Origin of the sequence: Bartonella sp. AA23NXGY (assembly GCF_042197165.1) — a bacterium.
Lineage (GTDB): Bacteria > Pseudomonadota > Alphaproteobacteria > Rhizobiales > Rhizobiaceae > Bartonella.
The window spans coordinates 1-1,567 of sequence record NZ_JBHIRO010000066.1 but is presented as its reverse complement, the minus strand read 5'-3'; the positions used below and the strand labels follow the sequence as shown (position 1 = coordinate 1,567).

The window sequence follows — 1,567 nt, the reverse complement described above, 5'->3', positions numbered from 1 at the left end:
TCATTACTTTAAACAACAATGTTACAGTCGCATCATCTAAGGGTAATGCACTCCATGCAGATGGTATAGAATCCAAGATCACAATGAAAGGAGGAGCTGTCATAGGAGGAAATTGGAATGGACATGAAGGCGCATTACTTACAGAAAATGGTGGACGTATTGAAATTACGGATGTTACTCTAACAACCAATAACTTCGGAAACGGTGCAAATGCCAATGGCTTTGGAAGCATAATTGAATTAAAAGGCAAAACAAGCATTGAAAAAGTTAGAGATGGACTGAGAGCAGAAAAAGGTGGTAAAATCACCAGCGAAGATTTAACAATAACTGCTTATGAAAACCAAGAATACGGTACTTCTGGTATAATAGCCATTGATCCCAATAGTGAAGTTCAATTAAAGGGTCATACAACCATTGAAAAAGTTTTTGTCGGTCTTAGAGCCTTTAATGGTGGCAAAATCGTTAGCGGAGATTTAACAATAGTCAGTGGTAAAGCAATTAATGATAACCCCAATGAAGCACGATCTGGTGTATGGACATCGGGCTCTGGGAGTGAAATTCAGTTAACTGGCAAAACAACCATTCAAAATTTTGATGAAGGTCTTTATGCAGATGATGGGAGTAAAATCATTACCGGAGATTTAACAATAATTGGTGGTGAGTCCGAAGAAGAAACCGTTGGTATAAGCACTTGGGAGGCCGATAGTATAGTTGAATTAAATGGCAAAACAACTATTCAAAATGTTGGTATTGGTCTCGCTACTGGTGAAGATGGCACAATTAAGATGATTAATGGCGCTATTGATACTAATTCTAAAGGTCTAGATACCCAATCCGACGCTCCTCAGAATGGGAAGAAAAATAAAATAGAAGCAAAAATGGCTGCGCTGGTTGTAATAAATGGCGGACATATTGATCTGACAGATGTTTCTGCCACAGCAGAAGTTGCCGGTTTACAATTCGCAACTTTCTCCGATGATAATCCAAATGGCTCGCATGATCCACAAAAATATCATAGTAATGAGATCAATCTGACCAATGCAGAGCTTCATGCTGAAAATGGCACAGGAATTTTCATTGGAGCTGTTGTTGAAAAAAGTATCGAAGATACTACAGCTCCATCAATCGGCACAGTCAATCTTAAAAAATCAGAGGTCCATGCCGATGTTTTACTAGGAAATGGTATTGCTTGGGACAAAACGTCATGGAAAGATAAAGATTTGTGGGATGGTAAAGAGGTTAAAGCGATCTCCAACGGCACCTTCACCTTAAGCACTGATCAGTCTACTCTAGAAGGCAGAGCAAATATTGCTAAAGACAGAAATGTACGCTTTGATCTGAAAAACGATACAACATGGACGTTGAAAATCAGCAAAAACGAAAAAGATGATGATGGCAATCTGCTTGATATCGCTCAAAGATCTCGTTCTGATGTTTCTGTGCTTAATCTCGATAACAGCTCCATTGTTTTTGAGAAACCAACAGAAGAGCATTACCAAACATTGCATATAGGTTCTGGTAAACCAGACACGCAAGAAGTCTACAATGCAACGGGTGATGCAAAGAT

1 pseudogene is annotated in these 1,567 nt (G+C 39.0%); it reads left to right on the top strand.

Going from position 1 to position 1,567, the window contains the following annotated elements:
* Positions 1-1,567: pseudogene (locus ACFINY_RS09680) on the top strand (autotransporter outer membrane beta-barrel domain-containing protein); the annotation flags it as partial.